This is a genomic window from Brachybacterium sp. SGAir0954, from assembly GCF_005490785.1.
GTDB classification, from domain to species: domain Bacteria; phylum Actinomycetota; class Actinomycetes; order Actinomycetales; family Dermabacteraceae; genus Brachybacterium; species Brachybacterium rhamnosum.
Genome location: NZ_CP027295.1, coordinates 3182992 through 3200794, shown reverse-complemented (window position 1 = coordinate 3200794; position 17803 = coordinate 3182992). Strand labels below are relative to the sequence as shown.

The window sequence follows — 17803 nt, the reverse complement described above, 5'->3', positions numbered from 1 at the left end:
CGCCCCGATGGGGCGGCCCTCCGTCGCACGGATCCGGTGCGTGACCGGGGAACGTCAGCGGCGACGTGCGGACGGAGCGTCCTCGTCGGCCCAGTCGTCGCTGTCCTCGTTCCCGTCGCTCTCGCCGACCTCTCCTCGCTGGCTCTGCAGCTCGCGCTGGAGCGCGGTGAGGTCGGTGGGCGGGCTGTAGTACTTGAGGTCCCGTGCCACCTTGGTCTGCTTGGCTTTCTGTCGGCCGCGACCCATGGATCTGACCCCCTGTGCGTCGGCTGGCGGGCGCTCTGACGGGCCCGGGAGATGGCAATGTATCGGAGTCCAAGAATACATGCCTGCACCGCCCCGCGCCCACCGCGCCCGAGGAGACGTGAGCGACTCCCTCGACATGGGGGCCGTCGGGGCCCCCGACGAGGCGGGGGCCGGGGTCATCGGCGCGCGCCGCGCGGGGAGAGGTCGTGCATATGTGGACACCTGTCGCGGGACACGGCACCGTGATCGTTTTACGATACTGTGGATAGACGTGCACGATGCAGGCCGCATCGGTGTGCGATGGGTCCGCGCCGCCTCTTCAGATGAACGGCCCCGATCGTGGGCGTCTACGCTGGTCCCCGGCGCGTCGGATTCCCCGCCCCGCAGCCGCTCTTCCCGCCCTGTCGAAAGGCCCACCTCCGATGAACGGATCCTCGGACGCTCCCACGAACGGTGACGAGCAGACGCAGCTGCTCACGCCGGCCGAGGTGGCCCAGATGTTCCATGTCGACCCGAAGACCGTGACCCGCTGGGCGCAGGCCGGGAAGCTGTCCTACATGCGCACCCTCGGCGGCCACCGCCGCTACCATCGCCACGAGGTCATCGAGCTGCTCAAGGAGAGCTCCGGGGACGCATGATCCGCGACCCCGTCTTCGGGGCCGGATACACGGCGCGGCGGATCGATCTCGGCGAGGACGCCGAGGGGCCGCTGATCGCCACCCTCGTCCATCGCGAGCAGGAGGACGCACCGCAGGAGCGACGACGCCCCCCGGTGCTCGCGCTGCACGGGTGGTCCGACTACGTGCTGGACCGGGACCTGCTCGACCACCTCGGCGCGTCCGGTCACGACGTCTGGGGGCTGGACCTGCGCAAGCACGGCCGCAGCCTGCTGCCGGGCCAGACGCCCACCGCGATCGACCACCTCTCCCGGTACGACCGTGAGCTCGATGCCGCGCTCCGGATCATCGGGACGCCTCCCGTCCTGCTCGCGCATTCCACGGGCGGGCTCGTCGCCGCGCTGTACGCGCAGCGCCGACCGGGCGCCGTCGCCGCGCTCGCGCTGAACTCCCCGTGGCTCGAGATGCACCTGGGTCGGGCCGCACGCGCCCTGCTCGAGGCGCCGATCGCGGCCCTCGCGGCGCGGAGGGGCGACCTGCCCGTGCTCCCGCCGGGGCCGTCGCACTACGTGCGCACCGTGCACCGCGACTACGGCGGCGAGTACCACTACGACCTCGAGCTCAAGCCGCCCGGCGGCCACCGCTTCCCGACCTCCACGCTCGCCGCGGTGCTCGACGGCCAGCACCGCCTCGCCGCGGCCGGTCCGCTCACCGTGCCGGTGCTCGTCCTGCACTCCGAGCGCAGCCGGCTCGGGTTCCGCTTCCAGGAGTCGATGCGGCGCGCGGACGTGGTGCTCGACGTCCGCGCGATCGCCTCCGCCGGGAGGCGGCTCGGGCCGTCCGTGCGGGTCGTCGCGCTCCCCGGCGCCCGCCACGAGGTGTTCCTCTCGGAGGAGTCCGTGCGGACAGCCGCGATCGACGTGCTCGACGGGTGGCTCGAGGAGCTTCCCGCGCCGCCGGACGGCCCTACGATGGGCAGGCAGCAGTCCCCGGGCGGCACGGCCGGGGGCCCGAGGACGGCGAGCAGCGGGGGTGCACCGAGCGATGGACTCTGACCTGCGACATCACGCCTCCGCCCTGCGCCGCGGCGCGGACCGCCTGACCCTGCTGCGGCTGCGCGTCTCCCACGGGCTCGGCGCCCTCGCCGGATCCGGGCCGGAGCCGGAGCCGTCCGGGGCCGACGGCCCTGCCGCGGGGGAGGACCTCCTGGAGCAGTGGTCGGAGGGCGCCTATCCCGCGCTGGGCCGGGCCGCCGCGATGCTGCGCGGACGCGCCGGGGAGCTCGAGCGGCACGCCGAGCGGATCGAGCGCCGCAGCGGTCGCCGGCTCGGCGGCTACGCGGGCGCCGGGTTCCTGGGGCGCGGCGAGGAGGCCGGGCACCACGTGCGGGCCGTCGCGCGCTTCGTGGGGGCGGAGCAGGGTGCCGGGATCGGCGGGTTCCCGCTGCCCGGAGGGGCGGCCCCCGCCCCGTTGCACGTCTCCGACGACCTCGGTCAGTCCACGCCGGACGATCTCGAGGACTGAGCCGTCGCCTGAGGCGACCCTCAGGCGGAGACGCTGCGCCGCCGGGGCAGGAGCGCCGCGGCGACCGCGCCGATCACGATCGGCACGAGGGTCGTCGTCACCATGAGCAGCAGCATCGCGGAGGCCGCGGCGGCGGCCGGGACGCCGATCGCGACGAGCAGCGCCGCCCCGGCGGTCTCCGCGATCCCCGTGCCGCCGGGGGTGAGCGGGACGAGGGCGAGCAGCCGCCCCAGCGCGTAGACGACGAGCACGAGCAGCAGCGGGAGCACGACGTCCACCGCCCGCAGCGCCAGCCAGAGCGAGAGCAGCTGCACGGCGCGGGCGAGCAGGGTGGGGACCAGCAGGCCTGCGGGGCGACGCCGGAGCAGGGTGACCAGCCGGTCCCGCTGCTCGAGCACGGTGCCGAGGAAGACGGCCCGGCGGGACTCGTCCTGCTCCGCCGGGGCGAGGGCGGCGTCGGCCTCCTTCCGTGCGGGATCGCGCAGGTCCGGGAGATCCGTGAGGCGACCCGCCTGCTCCAGGAGGGTGCTCAGAACCCCGCGGCGCAGCGCGAGGGTCAGCAGGCCCAGGCACAGCAGCGCGACGAGGACGGTCGCGATCGCCGCGCCGATCCCCCCGGGCAGGTCCACGGACGCCGCACCGGTCGACGAGACGACCGCGTAGCTCCCGAGCCCGAGGACGGGGATCAGCATGGAGCCGATCACGAGCTCGACGAGGGAGGCGGCGATCACGCCCACGAGGATCGTGAGCAGGGTGCTGCCGCGCCGGCGGAGCACGAGACCCAGCAGGAAGGTCCCGATGATCCCGCCGCCGGGCACGGCCACGGAGACCGCGGTCGCGGCGGAATGCCCCTGCAGCGCCGCGGGATAGCGCGAGCCGGTGACGGCGACCTGCACGGTGCGGGCCTCGAGCGCGAGCGCGAGCACCCCGGCGAGCACCGCGGCGGGCAGCGCCCAGGCGGGCAGGGCGCCCAGCGCGCCGCCGATCTCGGTCCACGTGGTACCGGTCAGGCGGGGCAGCGCCCACCCCAGCAGCGCTCCCACGAGGAGCAGAGAGGCGAGGGCCGCGAGGATCCGACCCCGGCCCAGGTGCGGAGCCTGCGCGGCGAGCTGCTCGTCGGTCAGCCAGGCCGGATCCGCCGACTCGTGCGAGGGCGGGGGAGCGGCGTCGCGGCGGGGCTCGGGCATCTGCCGATTCTCGCACGTGACCTGGGGGAGCGGCGGGCACCGGGGACGTACCCTGGAGGCATGTCCTTCCTGATCTCCCTGTTCGTCGTCCTGCACATGATCTGCTGGGCCATGGCCCTTGGCACCTGGGTCGCGGCCGCCCGCACGAAGGAGCCGAACCCCGGCATGGCGCACGCCGCCGCGGGCGCGCTCGTGTTCGGCCTCGTGCTGATGATCCTGGTGTCCGTCGGCGGTGACGCGAACCAGGCCAAGCTCGGCGTGAAGTTCCTCCTCGCGCTGGTCGCGACCGCCTTCGCCTTCGTCGCGAAGAACCGCCGCGCCGAGACGCCCGGCGTCGTGTGGTTCGGCATCCCCGTCGCGATCATCGCGAACATCGTCATCGCCGTCTTCGTCTGAGCCGCGGAGACCTCGTCCACACCGGGCCCCGTCGGCGCTGCGCCGTCGGGGCCCGCGCCTATCCTGGGTGGGCCATGAGCTCACTCTTCGACGACCTCTCCCTCCCCGACTCCTTCCGCACCCTCGAAGGGGTGCGTGCGGATCCGGCCGCCCCCGCGCGCCGGGACGATCTCGAGGCGGACGTCCCGCCGGAGGAGGCGCCCGTCGAGGACGCCCCGCCGGAGGAGGACGGCCCCGAGGAGGAGGATCCCTTCGCGGGGGACGCCCCGTGGACCCCGGCCCCGCCCGCGCTGCAGCAGGCCGTCGCCCGCGTGCCCGCGCCGCGCCGCCAGGTCGACCCCGCCGCCCTCGCCGTGCTCGTCGAGGACCTCAACGGGCCCCAGCGCGAGGCCGTCGAGCACCGCGGCGGGCCGCTGCTGATCGTCGCCGGCGCCGGCTCCGGCAAGACCCGGGTCCTCACCCGGCGCATCGCCCACCTGCTCCGCTCCGGCGAGGCGCTGCCCGGCGAGATCCTGGCGATCACCTTCACGAACAAGGCCGCCGCGGAGATGCGCGAACGCGTCGCGGAGCTCGTGGGCCCCGCGTCGGCCGGTATGTGGGTCTCCACCTTCCACAGCGCCTGCGTGCGGATCCTGCGCCGCGACGCGCAGGCGGCGGGCCTGAAGAGCTCCTTCACGATCTACGACAGCGCGGACTCCCTGCGGCTGATCACCACGATCTCCAAGGACCTCGAGCTGGACACGAAGAAGAACGCGCCGCGCGCGATCGCGGCGCGGATCTCCGCGCTCAAGAACGAGCTCGTGGACCCGATCGACTTCGCGGACCAGGCGGAGACCGCGAAGAACCCCTTCGAGAAGACCCTCGCGCGCATCTACACGAACTACACCGAGCGCCTCCGCCAGGCGAACGCGGTGGACTTCGACGACCTGATCGGCCTCACGGTGCAGATGCTGCGGGAGAACCCGGCGATCCGCGAGGGCTACCGGCGCCGCTTCCGCCACCTCATGGTGGACGAGTACCAGGACACGAACCCCGCCCAGTACGCGCTCGTCCAGGAGCTCGTGGGGGAGGACCCGCGGGCGGACCTCACCGTCGTCGGCGACTCCGACCAGTCCATCTACGCGTTCCGCGGTGCGACGATCCGCAACATCGTCGAGTTCGAGCAGGACTTCCCCTCCGCGCGCACGATCGTGCTGGAGCAGAACTACCGCTCGACGCAGAACATCCTCTCCGCGGCGAACACGCTCATCGCGGGCAACGAGGGGCGGCGCCGCAAGAACCTGTGGACCGACCACGGCTCCGGGGAGAAGATCACCCTCTACGTCGCTGACGACGAGGCCTCCGAGGCGCGCTACATCGGCCGGCAGATCGACGCCCTCGTCGACGCCGGGCGCCGCGCGGGCGACGTCGCGATCTTCTACCGCGCCAACGCCCAGTCGCGCGCGCTCGAGGACCAGCTGATCCGCGTGGGCCTGCCGTACAAGGTCGTGGGCGGGACGCGCTTCTACGAGCGCCGGGAGATCAAGGACGCCCTCGCCTACCTGCAGGTCCTCGCGAACCCCGAGGACGAGGTCAACCTGCGCCGCATCCTCAACGTGCCCAAGCGCGGCATCGGGGACCGGGCGGAGGCCGCGGTCGCCATGCTCGCCGAGCGGGAGCGGATCGGGTTCGGCGAGGCGCTGCGCCGCGCCGAGGAGGCGCCGGGCATCGCCACGCGCTCCCTGAACGCCGTGCGCCTGTTCGTCGTCATGCTCGACGAGCTGCGGGAGCTGAGCGAGCAGGGCGTGACGCCCGCGGAGCTGCTCGAGGCGATCCTCACGAAGTCCGGCTACTACGCGGAGCTCCAGGGCAGCGACGACCCGCAGGACGAGTCGCGTCTCGAGAACCTCGCGGAGCTCATCAGCGTCGCCGCCGAGTTCGAAGCGCAGCAGGAGGCCATGGCCGCCGCCGCGAGCGAGGCGGAGGACGAGGAGCTCGACGGAGCCGTCGGCGCGGACGGGGCCGACGGCACCGCCACGTCCGACGGGGCCGGGGCCGCCACGGCCGGCGGGGCCACCGCCGGAGGGGCCGACGCGGCGTCGGCCGCCGAGGGCGCGGGGGACGGCGCGGCGGGCACGCGCCTGCCGAGCGTCGAGGACCCCGACGCGACGCTGCTGGACGCCTTCCTCGAGAAGGTCGCACTCGTGGCGGATGCGGACCAGGTCCCCGGGGGTGAGGACCAGTTCGTCACCCTCATGACCCTCCACACCGCGAAGGGTCTCGAGTTCCCGGTCGTGTTCCTCACCGGCATGGAGGACGGCACCTTCCCGCACCAGCGCACCCTCTCTGATCCCACGGAGCTCGAGGAGGAGCGGCGGCTCGCGTACGTGGGCATCACCCGTGCCCGCGAGAAGCTCTACCTCACGCGCGCCCAGATGCGCGCGACCTGGGGCGCCCCGCAGTTCATGCCCGCCAGCCGCTTCCTCGACGAGGTCCCCGACGAGGTGCTCGACGTCGCGCGCGCCGGCTCCTCGCTGAGCGGCGTGGGCTACGGCGGCCGGGGCGGCTCCGGCGGGTACGGGAGCTCGGGCGGATCCGGTGGTCGCGGGCCCTCCTTCTCCGGCGGGATCGGCGGCGGCCGCAGCGACGTCAGGCGCACGAGCAGCTTCGGCTCGGGCCGCACGCCCACCCCGACCGCGTCGCTCCCGCAGCTCGCAGTGGGGGACCGGGTCACCCATGACTCCTTCGGCATGGGCATGGTCTCCGAGGTCGCCGGCCAGGGGGAGAAGACCCAGGTCGAGGTGCAGTTCAAGGCGCCGCACGGCACCAAGCGGCTGCTGCTGCGCTACGCCCCGCTCACGAAGCTCTGAGCCCCGGTGCGGCCGCGGCGAGGTCGCCGGTCCACAGCTCGAGGTGGTGCAGCGCGCCGCGGGCGCCGGGGGAGGGGACCGTCACCGGTCGCGGGGATCCGCGGCGCGCTCCCGCTGCCGGCGGACGTTCGCGTAGAGGCTGCTCGCGAAGGCGATGAGCACGATGATCAGCACCGCGACGATCACGGCCGTGAACGGGATGGGCAGCCCCGCCGCGTAGAGCACGCCCCAGATCGCGAGCAGCGAGCCGCCGATCAGCAGCGCGTCGCGGAAGGCGCGGGCGATCTTCCCGCCCAGGCCCTCCGACTTCGCCCGGTCGCCCGCGCGCTGCGCGGTGCGGCCGGCGACGGTGGCATACGCGTTCGCGCTGCGCCGGGCCCTCTCCGCGGAGTCCTGCACAGCGCGCTTCGCCCCGGGCGCCTGCTTCTTGGCCGTGTTCTGCGCGGCCTTCACATAGGTCTTCCAGTCGGCCATCGCGTCTCCTCGTGCTCCGTCCTCGCCGCGGCTCAGCGGCGGTCGTCCTCGCGCCAGCGGATGTCCCCGCCGCCCTGCGCCGGCGGGTTCCGCCGCGCGGTGCGGGCGCGGTGCTCCGACCAGTAGGACAGGCCGACGTTCAGCGCGAGGGTGATGAGCACGCTGAAGAAGAAGCCGGAGACCGTGGAGCGGACACCGAGCAGGCGCAGCAGGATGAACAGCACGAGGATCGCGACCACGCTGAAACCGAGGTGCTCGCGGATGCGCTGGGTGAGGCTGCGGGAGGAGCGGCTCATCGCGCCATCGTAGTCGTGGACCCTGGGACCTGCGTCACGGGCCCCGCGGCCGCTGTGACGGCGGGCACGCTGCCGCGGAGGCGTCCGGGAACCCCTGGTGGAGCGGCTACGCTGGCACCGATCACAGGGGCGGCCCCGAGGCCGAAGGCGGCCGGTCGCCCGCTGCCGACTGGGAAGGAAACTCACCCCGTGGACCTGTTCGAATACCAGGCCCGCGACATCTTCGAGAAGCACGGGGTTCCCGTGCTCGGAGGAGTCGTCGCGGAAGATCCCGCCGCCGCCCGAGCAGCCGCAGAGCAGCTCGGCACCCCCGTCGTCGTCGTCAAGGCCCAGGTCAAGACCGGCGGTCGTGGCAAGGCGGGCGGCGTGAAGGTCGCGAAGTCCCCCGAGGAGGCGGAGCAGAAGGCCTCCGAGATCCTCGGCATGGACATCAAGGGCCACACCGTGCACCGCGTCATGGTCGCCGCCGGTGCCGACATCGCCGAGGAGTACTACTTCTCGCTGCTGCTGGACCGCGCGAACCGCAACTACCTCGCCATGTGCTCCGTCGAGGGCGGCATGGAGATCGAGCAGCTCGCCGTCGAGCGGCCCGAGGCCCTCGCCCGCGTCGCCGTGGACCCGAACGTGGGCATCGACGAGGCCAAGGCGAAGGAGATCGTCGAGGCCGCGAGGTTCGACGCCGAGACCGGCGCGAAGGTCGCCCCCGTGCTGCAGAAGCTCTGGGACGTCTACCGCGAGGAGGACGCGACCCTCGTCGAGGTGAACCCGCTCGTGAAGACCGGCGCCGGCGACATCGTCGCGCTCGACGGCAAGGTCACGCTCGATGAGAACGCCGAGTTCCGCCACGAGGACCACACCGCCCTCGTGGACACCAAGTCCGAGGACCCGCTCGAGGCGAAGGCCAAGGCCCTCGACCTCAACTATGTGAAGCTCGACGGCGAGGTCGGCATCATCGGCAACGGCGCCGGCCTGGTCATGTCGACCCTCGACGTGGTCGCCTACGCCGGTGAGGCGCACGGCGTGAAGCCCGCGAACTTCCTCGACATCGGCGGCGGCGCCTCCGCGGAGGTCATGGCCAACGGCCTCGACGTCATCCTCGGCGACGAGCAGGTCTCCGCCGTGTTCGTCAACGTCTTCGGCGGCATCACCGCCTGCGACGCGGTCGCCAACGGCATCGTCGGCGCGCTGCAGAAGCTCGGCGACGCCGCCACCAAGCCGCTCGTGGTGCGCCTCGACGGCAACAACGTGGAGGAGGGGCGGAAGATCCTCGCGGACCTCGCCCACCCCCTCGTCACCCAGGCCGACACCATGGACGGCGGCGCGGCCAAGGTCGCCGAGCTCGCCGCCGGAAAGTGAGGGACCGCCATGTCGATCTTCCTCGATGAGAACAGCAAGGTCATCGTCCAGGGCATGACGGGCTCGGAGGGTATGAAGCACTCCCAGCGCATGCTCGACTCGGGCACGCAGATCGTGGGCGGCGTGAACCCCCGCAAGGCCGGCCAGTCCGTCGCCTTCGAGGGCGGCCACGAGGTGCCGGTCTTCGGCTCCGTCGCCGAGGCCATGGAGGCCACCGGCGCGAACGTCTCGGTCGTCTTCGTGCCTCCGAAGTTCGCCAAGGATGCGGCGCTCGAGGCCATCGATGCGGCGATCCCGCTGCTCGTGGTCATCACCGAGGGCATCCCGGTCAAGGACTCCGCGGAGTTCTTCAACTACGCGCAGGGCAAGGGCACCACCCGCATCATCGGCCCGAACTGCCCGGGCCTCATCAGCCCCGGGAAGTCCAACGCCGGCATCACCCCCGCGAACATCACGGGCGCCGGCAAGCTGGGCCTGGTCTCCAAGTCCGGCACGCTGACCTACCAGATGATGTACGAGCTCGCGGACATCGGCTTCACGACCGCGATCGGCATCGGCGGGGACCCGGTCATCGGGACCACGCACATCGACGCGCTCGAGGCCTTCGAGAACGATCCCGACACCGTGGGCGTCGTGATGATCGGCGAGATCGGCGGCGACGCCGAGGAGCGCGCCGCCGCGTACATCAAGGACAACATGTCCAAGCCGGTGGTCGGCTACGTCGCGGGCTTCACCGCCCCCGAGGGCAAGACCATGGGCCACGCCGGCGCGATCGTCTCCGGCTCCGCCGGCACCGCGCAGGCGAAGAAGGAGGCCCTCGAGGCCGCCGGCGTGAAGGTGGGCAAGACCCCCACCGAGACCGCCGATCTCATGCGCGAGATCGTCAAGGGCCTCGCCTGAGCGATCCCGCACCGCACCGGCGCCGCCGGTGAGCGCGCCCCGGAGCCCCACGGCTCCGGGGCGCGCCCGCGTCGGGGCGGGTCGGGGCGTCCGCCCGGACGACTAGGCTGGGGTGATCTGCCGGCCGACCAAGGAGGGGACCGAGTGAGCGGCGATCTCATCGACACCACCGAGATGTACCTGAAGACGGTGTTCGAGCTCCACGAGACGGGCACCGCGCCGATGCGTGCCCGCATCGCCGAGCGACTGGGCCATTCGGGACCCACCGTCTCGCAGACGGTCGCGCGCATGGAGCGCGACGGGTTGCTGCATCTCGACGAGAACCGTCGGATCCAGCTGACGGACGCGGGCCGGGAGCTCGCGACGGACGTCATGCGCCGCCACCGGCTCGCCGAGCGGCACCTGCTGGACGTGATCGGGCTCGACTACGCGCTCGTCCACGAGGAGGCGTGCCGCTGGGAGCACGTCATGAGCCGTGAGGTGGAGCGTCGCATCGCCGAGCGCATCACCCCGCCCTACGTGGACCCCTACGGCAACCCGATCCCGGGGCTGCGCGAGCTCGGCGTCACCCTGGCGGGCGGCGAGGAGCAGGTCACCCCGGAGGGTCAAGAGCGTGCCAAGGCGATCGCGGACCTCGGCGACGTCGTCGCCGACGGCGCCCGCGCGGAGGTGCGCATCGAGCGGATCGGCGAGGTGCTGCAGTCCGATCCCGGCCAGCTCGGCGAACTCGCAGACCACGGCATCGTCCCCGGCGCGGTCGTGGACGTCGACCGGGTCGCCGACAGCTTCGTGCTGCGCGGGCCGGCCGGGGGCGAGATCGGGGTTCCGCTCGTCGTCGCAGGTCAGCTCCGTGTGACCGTGATCACTCGCGGGTAAAGGGTTCTCCAAGCTCTTCCCCAGAAGCGCCCAGCGGGCGCGCAGGGGCGGGTGGGTCCCCCTAGGGTCGAACGCGTGCCGCGGCGAGGATCGCCCGGCTCGTCCCCCGTGTCCCCCACTGCGCACCGGGCAGGACAGCGAGGAGATCCGTGCGCAGGGCGAGAGCCCCGGGGGTCGGGAGCTCACGTGTCGAAGACTGCGAACAACACTCACCGTCGCGCCATGCGCACGGTGACCCCTGCCGTCCGCGCCGGGCGCGCCGCCGCCGGTGCCGCCGTCGCCGCGGGCCTCATGCTCGGCGGTGCCTCCGCCGCCCTCGCCGATCCGCAGTCCGACTCCGCTCCCCAGGCCGAGGCCGCCGCCGCGCCCGTCCTCGCCCCTGTGACCGCCCCCGCCGTCGGCATCCCCGCGGTGCAGGCGTCCGGCGACGACGAGGCCGAGGCCGCCCCGGCGCTCGCCCCCGCCGCCGGCACGATCTCGATCGAGCTGCCGCCCGAGCCCGAGCCCGTCGTCGAGGAGACCACGACCGAGGACGACACCACCTCGGAGGAGGCCGCCGCCGCGGAGGACACCACCTCCGAGGCCGCCGACGACTCCTCGGAGGACACCTCCTCCTCGCAGGAGACCCGCTCGGAGAGCTCCTCCTCGCGCAGCACCGAGCGCACCTCGACCGATGACGACCACGAGGACTCCTCGAGCTCCTCCTCGTCCTCCTCGAGCGAGAAGAAGTCCTCCTCGAAGAAGAAGTCGACCTCCTCCTCGTCCTCCTCGGACAGCGACTCCTCGGACGACTCCTCCTCCTCGAAGGAGTCGGAGAGCTCAACCCCGGCGCCGTCCGCCGGCAAGGGCTCCTCGATCCTCGCGACCGCCCGCAACGGCATCGGCGTCCCCTACGTGTACGGCGGCTCGACGACCTCCGGCTGGGACTGCTCGGGCTTCACCGCCTGGGTCTACGCCCAGCACGGCGTCTCGCTGCCCCACAGCGCGGGCGCGCAGGCCGCCATGGGCACGAAGGTCTCCGCCTCCGAGGCCCGCCCCGGCGACCTCGTCTACAAGCCCGGCCACATCGGCATCTACGCCGGCAACGGCAAGTTCGTGGACGCCGGCAACAAGCGCGTGGACACCTCCGAGCGCAACATCTACTCCGGCAGCTGGACCTACATCCGCATCGGCTGATCCTCGGCCCGCCCGCCGCGGCCCCGCATCCCTCCTCGGATGCGGGGCCGCGGTGCGTCCGGGACCCTCAGGCGCCGCCGGTACCGTGGGGCCCGTGACCGCCCTCCGCGACCTGCTCTCCGTCCTGCTGCTCCTGGGCGCCCTCGTGCTCGGGGCGGCCTGGCTGCCCGCCGTGTGGTTCGAGCAGAACGTCGTCGACCAGGAGGGCTTCCTCGCGGTGACGCAGCCGCTCGCGGACGACCCCGCCTTCCGGACCACGCTCACGGACAGCGTCGTCGAGCAGCTGCTCGCCGACGACGCCGTGCCCTCCTGGATCCAGGAGTCGCTGACCCCGCTCGCCCAGGACCAGGCCTCGAAGCTCGCGGGGACCGACGCCTACGCCGCCATGTGGGACGAGACGATGGTCCAGCTGCACGGTGCGCTGTTCACGCCCGGCGGCGCCCCGGTCGACGTGGACCTCGCCCCCGGGATCGACGCGATCCTCGACGGGGTGGAGACGCACCTGCCGATCACCCTGCCGCGCCCCGACAGCGCCTCCGTCACGCTCTTCACGGTGCCGGACGTCCCGTTCCTCCACCATGCGACGGTGATGGACCCGTGGGCGCAGCGTCTGGGGCCGATCGCCCTGGGCATGGCGCTGCTCGCCCTGCTGATAGGCGGCCACCGCCGAGGGCTGCTGCTGCTCGCCGGGATCGCCGCGGCGGCCGCGGGGGCGCTCGACTGCATGCTCGCCTCGAGGATCGAGCAGGTGGTGCCCGATGCCGTGGACCAGGCCGCGTTCCTGGGCCCGCTCGTGCAGGTCTTCGAGGGTCGCTTCGCCGATCAGCTGCCGGCGCAGGCGGTCGTGCTCATGGGGGCCGGGGCGCTCGTCGCCGTCGCGGGCCTCGTGCTCCTGGGCCTGCGCCGGCGACCGGTGCGCTGAGGCCGCCGGGCGCCGGGCGCTCGTTCGCGGCTCCGTCGCGGGGAGGGCCTCAGAGCAGGCCGAGGCGCTCGAAGGCCAGGGCGAGGCCTGCCTCCTCCGGGCCGGGGACCACAAGATCCGCCGCCTCGAGCACCGACGCCGGGGCGCCCTCGATCGCGATCGAGGTGCCCGTGGCACGCAGCATGCCGAGATCGTTCAGCCCGTCGCCGGCGCCGACCGTGGCGTCCATGCCGAGCCCGAGGTGCTCCGCCGCCAGCTGCACGCCGCCCGCCTTGTCGAGGTGGCGCAGGAACAGCTCCCCGGCGCTGCCGTCCACCCGGCTCATCGAGCTGGGCAGCGCGGCGATCTCCTCACCGATCTCCGCAGCGAGCTGCTCGACGGCCACAGGGGAGCGCCACAGCGAGATCTTCGCGAAGGAGCAGCATGCGAGATCCTCGGGGAGCCGCACGGCGCGCGCCAGGTCGAGGGGGCCGCCGCCCACGGTGCCGGCTGCGGCGGGCGGGAGCGCCTTGGCGCGGTCGCGGATCCAGTCGGCCATCGCCGGGGTGCAGAGCAGGGCGTCGGGGGCCTCGAGCACGAAGGGGACCTCGTGCGCGGTGAGGACCTCGACGGCGCGGCGGCCCAGTTCCTCCGGGTAGCGCTCGTCCCGCAGCAGGGCGTCTCCCACGCGCACGTGGGCGCCCGCGGAGCAGACGGCGCCGTCGAGCAGGTCGAGCACCTCGGGGGCGACGATCGAGGCGCAGCGGCCGGTGCTGAGCAGCACCGCGTGGCCGTTCTCGCGCACCGCGCGCACGGCCTCGACATGGGCGGCGGGCACGACGCCCTGCTCCGCGAGGGTCCCGTCGTAGTCGAGGAAGACGGCGCGGCGGTCGGACGGGGCGGGAGTGGTGGGCACGACGCTCCTGGTGCGTTCGGGACGGATGCTCCCAGCCTATGTCGTGGGCACGGTCGGGGGAGCGGCCTCGCCCGCCTGGGCGGCGCCGGTCGTGCCCCGGGATGGCATCCTGGCCTCGATGCCCCATTCCAAAGTGCCCGCGGCCGATGCCACCCTGCGCATCCTCACGCATCTCGCGACCCAGCAGGGCCCGGTCGCCGCGGCGCGGATCGCGCAGGACCTCGATCTCCCGCGATCGCGGACCTACGACCTGCTCGCGGCCCTCACCGAGCACGGGTACGTCGTGCACCTGGGGGAGGAGCGCCTGTACGGGCTCGGGCCGGCGGCGCACGAGCTGGCCGGCGGCCACCTGCGTCAGGTGCCGCTCGCGAGGATCGGCCGGCGGGTCGTGGAGACGATGGTCGACGAGGTGGGGGAGTCCGGGCACCTGGCCGTGCTGCGCGGGGCCGACGTCCTCTACGTCGTCGAGGAGCGCGCACCACGGCGCCCGAGCCTCGTGACCGACATCGACGTGCGGCTCGCCGCGCACCTCACGGCGAGCGGCCGGGCGATCCTCGCGCAGCTCCCCGCGGCGCAGCTGCGCGCGCTCTACGGTCGCGAGGCGGACTTCTCCGCCCGCACCGATGTGCCCGGGCCCACCTCGCCGCGGGAGCTGCGGGAGCTGCTCGCCCGGGTGCGCGCCGAGGGTGTCGCCCACGAGCACGGGGAGGTGACGGCGGAGCTCGCCTCCGTCGCGGCGGTGGTCCGTGACCACGCCGGCTATCCCGCGGCCTCCGTCGCCCTCACCTATCCCGCCCCGCGGGAGGGCGGTGACCTCGCGGCGCGCTGCGAGGCGGCGGTGCGCGGCGCCGCCGCGGAGATCACGCGGCGGCTGCGCGGCGTCGCGGGCTGAGCCGCACGCCGCCTATCCTGCGCCCATGGACCCTTCCGACCGTGCCCGCCACCGGACCGGCTCGGGGCGCCCTCCCGTGGGGGAGCTGCGGTCGCGGCTGCTGGGTCTGTTCTCCGCGCCCCGCGTGAACATGCGCGAGGACTACGCGAAGGTGCGCCGCCTGCAGCGCGCGCTCGCCGGGCTCCCCTCACTGCGGTACCAGCCGATCGACGTCACCGCCCGCTACGGCGAGGGCACCCATCCCGTGCCGATCCGGATGTTCCTTCCGCGCGAGCGGAGCCGCGAGGAGGTGGTCCTCTTCCTCCACGGCGGGGGCTGGGTCACCGGGGACGTCGAGAGCTACACGCCCGCCTGCGCCGCGATCGCTGACGCGCTGGGCTGCCCCGTGGCCTCCGTCGACTACCGGCTCGCGCCCGAGCACCCCTTCCCGGCCGGCCTCGAGGACTGCTACCGGGTCGCGCGGATGTTCCTCGCGGAGCCCTGGCGGGTGGGCCTCGAGGACGCCCGCTCTCTCGTGCTGATGGGCGACTCGGCCGGCGGGAACCTCGCCGCCGTCGTCTCCCAGCGGCTCGCCCGCGAGGGGCATGCGGTGCCGCGGCGGCAGATCCTGCTCTACCCGGTCACGCAGGAGGACCACGACCCGGCGACGAGCCCCTTCGAGTCCGTGCGCAGCTACGGGGAAGGGCTGCGGCTGACCTCCGCCGAGGTGCGCGACTACCTGGAGCTCTACGTCCCCGATCCCACGCGCCGGCATGACCCGGAGGTGGCGCCGCTGCACGGCGCCGATCTCACGGGGCAGCCGGACACGCTCGTGATCACCGCGCAGCTCGACCTGCTCGCGGACGAGGGCGCCGCCTACGCCGCCGCGCTTGAGGCGGCCGGGAACCGGGTGCTCCTGCACGAGGTCGCGGGCGCCCTGCACGGCTTCATCACGCTGCCCCGCCGGGCGCGAGCGCCCCGTGAGGCGCTCGGCGTCATGACGGCCTTCCTCGACGACGGGCCGCCCGGGTGAGCACCCGCGCCTGGGCACGGCTGGACAACGCCTCGAACATCTTCCTCGCGGCGCGCAGCGCCCGCGATCCCAAGGTGTTCCGTCTCGGTGCGGAGCTCGACCACGAGGTGGATCCGGCGCTGCTCCAGCGGGCGCTCGAGCTCACCGTGGACCGCTACCCGCTGTTCCGGGCGGTGCTGCGTCGTGGGCTGTTCTGGTACTACCTGCAGGGCAGCGACAAGCATCCGCAGGTCGTGGCCGACGTCCTGCCGCCCTGCGCCCCGCTCTATGAGCCGGGCCACCCCGGCCTGCTGTTCCGCGTGGTCCACCACGGGGATCGGGTGGGCCTCGAGGTCTTCCACGCGCTCGTCGACGGCACCGGAGCGCTGTGGTTCCTCGGCGACCTGCTGGCCGCCTACCTGCGGCTGCGGGGCGAGGGAGCGGGCACGGACGCCGAGCGGGAGACCGGGGAGGCGATCGAGGCGGACGCCTCGGAGCACCGGGGCATCACGGGCGACGCCTTCCGCCACCACTTCCGGCGCCGCCGGATCCGCGACCGGGCCCCCGATCCCGCCCGCTTTGCCCGCGACGCCGCCCCCGCGGCCCTGCGCTCCGCCGAGGAGCTCGCCTCCCTCGTCTCCACCGGGGCGACCCGTCGGGGCGGTCGCGCCGGTCGCGACGCCGGGGGCGCCGGCGGCCACCACCGCCCGCGCGTGCACCGCGTGCACGGGGAGCTCACCCCGGACCTCCGCCCCCGCACCGTCGAGCTGTCGATGCCCGCGGACCAGGTGCTCGTCCTGTCGCGTGCGGCGGGGGTGTCCCTCTCCTCGTACCTCACGGCGCTGCTGCTCGAAGGGGTGCGCCGCTCCTCCGGCGGGCTCGGCGCGGCCCGCACCCTCGCGGTCTCTGTGCCCGTGAACCTGCGGCAGTTCTTCCCCTCGCGCTCCCCGCGCAACTTCTTCGCGACCGTGCGCCTCGAGCACACCTATGCGCCCCACGAGGCGGATCCCGAGGTCGAGGTGGACCTCGACGAGCTCGCCCGCTCCCTCGAGGAGGGGTTCCGCCCGCAGGTGAGCGCGGAGGCGCTCGCGGCGCGGCTGCGCCGGCTGATCGGCCTCGAGCAGATGCTGGGGCCGCGACTGGTGCCCCGCCCGCTCAAGGACCTGCTGCTGCGGGTCGTCAACGCGCGGGTGAACCGCACGCTGACCCTTGCCGTCTCGAATCTGGGCCGGGTGCGGCTGCCGGAGCCGGCGGAGGCGCATGTGCGGCGGATGATGTTCGAGGTCTCCGCGGTGCGCCCGCAGTTCTGCGCGATCTCCCACGCGGGGGTCCTCACCGTGAGCTTCACCGCGCCGTTCGTGCGCACGGACCACGTGCGGGAGGTGGTGCGGCTGCTCGTCGCACGCGGCGTCGAGGTCTCCGTCGCGGCGACGCGCGTGACCGAGCACGAGCTCGCCGAGGTGGGCGTGTGAGCCGCTGCCGCGGGTGCGAGGCCCGGGTCGAGGGGAGCTGGGCTCGCTGCCCGCTGTGCGGCACGGAGCTCGAGCCGCTCACGGACGGGACCGGCCCCGGCTCGCCGCGTCCCTCGGAGCCGTTCGCCGCCGTCGCGCTGCGCTACTCGGGCCGGCGCGTGCTGCGGGTGCTGCTGCTGGTCTCGTTGGGGATGGTGATCGCGTCCTTCGCGCTGCAGCTGCTGCTGCCGCACACCGAGTCCGGCTGGGGCTGGCTGCGCGCCTCCTGGCTGGGGCTCGCGACGACCTGGCTGCTCGTCCTCATCGCGCTGCGGGAGCGGCGCAACCTCGCCCGGGCGACGGCCTATCTCGTGGTGCTCGTGGGGCTGGTGAGCGCGTACTGGGACTACCTCACCGGCTGGCACGCCTGGTCGCTGACCTACACCGTGCCGATCGTGTGCGGCAGCTCGATCATCGCGGTGCTCGTGCTGGTCCGGGTGCGGCGCATGGAGCCGGGTGACCACGTCCTGTACGCGGCGCTCACGATCGCGGTGGGCCTGGTCCCGCTGCTCTTCCTGGTCCTGGGGTGGGTGACGACGCCGCTTCCCTCGCTGCTGTGCGCCGCGCTCGCGCTCGCGCAGATCACCGTCTCGCGGGGCCGGGAGGTGCTCCGCGAGCTCTCGAGGAGGCTCCATCTGTGACAGGCGTGTGAACTGTCCGGTATCCCGGACAACGGCTGCTCGGGGGCCCTCGAC

19 protein-coding genes are annotated in these 17803 nt (G+C 73.7%); 14 read left to right on the top strand and 5 right to left on the bottom strand.

Going from position 1 to position 17803, the window contains the following annotated elements:
- Window positions 1-54 precede the first annotated feature (54 nt).
- Window positions 55-246 carry a DUF3073 domain-containing protein gene (locus tag C1N80_RS14400; protein ID WP_137771410.1) on the bottom strand — a complete coding sequence of 64 codons (192 nt, stop codon included), beginning with the start codon at window positions 244-246 and terminating at the stop codon, window positions 55-57.
- Between the two features lie 422 nt (window positions 247-668).
- Between C1N80_RS14400 and C1N80_RS14395 the strand changes: the two genes are divergently transcribed.
- The 3 genes from C1N80_RS14395 to C1N80_RS14385 are packed head-to-tail and all read left to right on the top strand — an operon-like array spanning window position 669 to window position 2387.
- The gene (locus C1N80_RS14395) at window positions 669-884 is read left to right on the top strand and encodes a BldC family transcriptional regulator (protein ID WP_137771409.1); all 216 of its coding nucleotides are present in this window, start codon (window positions 669-671) and stop codon (window positions 882-884) included.
- Window positions 881-1918 carry an alpha/beta hydrolase gene (locus C1N80_RS14390; RefSeq protein ID WP_137771408.1) on the top strand — a complete coding sequence of 346 codons (1038 nt, stop codon included), beginning with the start codon at window positions 881-883 and terminating at the stop codon, window positions 1916-1918. The genes C1N80_RS14395 and C1N80_RS14390 overlap by 4 nt, the downstream gene beginning before the upstream one ends.
- On the top strand, window positions 1908-2387 hold the full coding sequence (locus tag C1N80_RS14385; RefSeq protein WP_137771407.1) for a hypothetical protein: 480 nt from the start codon (window positions 1908-1910) through the stop codon (window positions 2385-2387). Before C1N80_RS14390 ends, C1N80_RS14385 begins: the two co-directional genes overlap by 11 nt.
- A gap of 20 nt (window positions 2388-2407) precedes the next feature.
- Here the strand turns inward: C1N80_RS14385 and C1N80_RS14380 are convergent, their stop codons facing one another.
- Window positions 2408-3574 carry a flippase-like domain-containing protein gene (locus tag C1N80_RS14380; protein WP_137771406.1) on the bottom strand — a complete coding sequence of 389 codons (1167 nt, stop codon included), beginning with the start codon at window positions 3572-3574 and terminating at the stop codon, window positions 2408-2410.
- 60 nt (window positions 3575-3634) lie between these two features.
- Between C1N80_RS14380 and C1N80_RS14375 the strand changes: the two genes are divergently transcribed.
- The gene (locus tag C1N80_RS14375) at window positions 3635-3970 is read left to right on the top strand and encodes a hypothetical protein (protein ID WP_137771779.1); all 336 of its coding nucleotides are present in this window, start codon (window positions 3635-3637) and stop codon (window positions 3968-3970) included.
- A 74-nt stretch (window positions 3971-4044) separates the two neighbouring features.
- A complete protein-coding gene (locus tag C1N80_RS14370; protein ID WP_137771405.1) occupies window positions 4045-6819 on the top strand; it encodes a UvrD-helicase domain-containing protein in 2775 nt (924 codons plus the stop codon).
- Window positions 6820-6900: 81 nt separating this feature from the next.
- Here C1N80_RS14370 and C1N80_RS14365 read toward each other — a convergent pair whose 3' ends face one another.
- Together C1N80_RS14365 and C1N80_RS14360 are read right to left on the bottom strand one after the other, a co-directional pair.
- Window positions 6901-7293 carry a hypothetical protein gene (locus tag C1N80_RS14365; protein WP_137771404.1) on the bottom strand — a complete coding sequence of 131 codons (393 nt, stop codon included), beginning with the start codon at window positions 7291-7293 and terminating at the stop codon, window positions 6901-6903.
- Between the two features lie 32 nt (window positions 7294-7325).
- A complete protein-coding gene (locus tag C1N80_RS14360; protein ID WP_137771403.1) occupies window positions 7326-7589 on the bottom strand; it encodes a hypothetical protein in 264 nt (87 codons plus the stop codon).
- Between the two features lie 189 nt (window positions 7590-7778).
- On the opposite strand from C1N80_RS14360, the gene sucC reads away from it, so the two are divergent.
- The 5 genes from sucC to C1N80_RS14335 all read left to right on the top strand — a co-directional run bounded on the left by sucC (window position 7779) and on the right by C1N80_RS14335 (window position 12819).
- Complete coding sequence (sucC, locus tag C1N80_RS14355; RefSeq protein WP_137771402.1) at window positions 7779-8945, top strand: ADP-forming succinate--CoA ligase subunit beta; 1167 nt, start codon at window positions 7779-7781, stop codon at window positions 8943-8945.
- Window positions 8946-8954: 9 nt separating this feature from the next.
- Window positions 8955-9845, top strand: a complete 891-nt coding sequence (gene sucD, locus C1N80_RS14350) for a succinate--CoA ligase subunit alpha (protein WP_137771401.1) — start codon at window positions 8955-8957, stop codon at window positions 9843-9845.
- A gap of 144 nt (window positions 9846-9989) precedes the next feature.
- A complete protein-coding gene (locus tag C1N80_RS14345; RefSeq protein WP_137771400.1) occupies window positions 9990-10721 on the top strand; it encodes an iron dependent repressor, metal binding and dimerization domain protein in 732 nt (243 codons plus the stop codon).
- A gap of 222 nt (window positions 10722-10943) precedes the next feature.
- Window positions 10944-11897 (top strand): C40 family peptidase, encoded by a 954-nt coding sequence (locus tag C1N80_RS14340; RefSeq protein ID WP_137771399.1) that lies wholly within the window; start codon window positions 10944-10946, stop codon window positions 11895-11897.
- 94 nt (window positions 11898-11991) lie between these two features.
- A complete protein-coding gene (locus C1N80_RS14335; RefSeq protein WP_137771398.1) occupies window positions 11992-12819 on the top strand; it encodes a hypothetical protein in 828 nt (275 codons plus the stop codon).
- Between the two features lie 49 nt (window positions 12820-12868).
- On the opposite strand, the gene C1N80_RS14330 is transcribed toward C1N80_RS14335, so the two are convergent.
- Window positions 12869-13714 carry an HAD hydrolase family protein gene (locus C1N80_RS14330; protein ID WP_137771397.1) on the bottom strand — a complete coding sequence of 282 codons (846 nt, stop codon included), beginning with the start codon at window positions 13712-13714 and terminating at the stop codon, window positions 12869-12871.
- 118 nt (window positions 13715-13832) lie between these two features.
- Between C1N80_RS14330 and C1N80_RS14325 the strand changes: the two genes are divergently transcribed.
- The 4 genes from C1N80_RS14325 to C1N80_RS14310 are packed head-to-tail and all read left to right on the top strand — an operon-like array spanning window position 13833 to window position 17749.
- Entirely contained in the window at window positions 13833-14606 is a 774-nt protein-coding gene (locus C1N80_RS14325; RefSeq protein WP_137771396.1) for an IclR family transcriptional regulator, read from the top strand.
- A gap of 25 nt (window positions 14607-14631) precedes the next feature.
- Window positions 14632-15618, top strand: coding sequence for an alpha/beta hydrolase (locus tag C1N80_RS14320; RefSeq protein ID WP_137771395.1), 987 nt, complete (start codon window positions 14632-14634; stop codon window positions 15616-15618).
- Complete coding sequence (locus tag C1N80_RS14315) at window positions 15615-17069, top strand: alcohol acetyltransferase (RefSeq protein WP_137771394.1); 1455 nt, start codon at window positions 15615-15617, stop codon at window positions 17067-17069. Before C1N80_RS14320 ends, C1N80_RS14315 begins: the two co-directional genes overlap by 4 nt.
- Entirely contained in the window at window positions 17066-17749 is a 684-nt protein-coding gene (locus tag C1N80_RS14310; RefSeq protein WP_137771393.1) for a DUF6320 domain-containing protein, read from the top strand. Before C1N80_RS14315 ends, C1N80_RS14310 begins: the two co-directional genes overlap by 4 nt.
- The last annotated feature ends 54 nt before the right edge of the window (window positions 17750-17803 follow it).